Annotated in this window: 1 protein-coding gene; it reads right to left on the bottom strand. The window is 63.7% G+C overall.

Annotated features, from left to right (window positions below):
* Positions 1-5: 5 nt before the first annotated feature.
* Positions 6-413 (bottom strand): transposase (locus tag LCD31_RS28810; protein WP_224963328.1); only part of this gene is annotated, 408 nt, incomplete at its 5' end.

Here is a 413-nt window from a genome sequence, read left to right as displayed (position 1 = left end):
TGTTCTCAGGTGAGGCGTTTGCTGGTGGTGTGGATCATGGCCCGGCGGACGATGGCTTCGTGGTGTTGGCGTAGTCGCGGACGCAGTGGCGGTGTTGGTTGATCCAGGCAGGGCTGCGTTCGACGACCCATGGTCGGTGGAGAACGACGAACCCGACTTGGCCTGCGAGTGTCGACGATTTCGATGCTGATCCCGAACGGCGATGTCGCCCAGTTGATCAGGGTGCCGGTGTAGCCGGAGTCTGCCCGCAGGTGCCGGATGCTCGGGCAGAGGTAGCGCAGCCTGACCAGGAGGTTCCGGGCGGTGGTGCGGTCTTGGGCGTCAGCCGAGGTGACCAGCACGCAGATCAGCAGTCCGACGGTGTCGATGGCGATATGCCGTTTGCGGCCGTTGATTTTCTTGCCCGCGTCGAA

It is taken from the genome of Saccharopolyspora sp. 6M, assembly GCF_020176775.1.
Lineage (GTDB): Bacteria > Actinomycetota > Actinomycetes > Mycobacteriales > Pseudonocardiaceae > Saccharopolyspora_C > Saccharopolyspora_C gregorii.
This window is presented reverse-complemented; position numbering and strand designations above follow the sequence as displayed.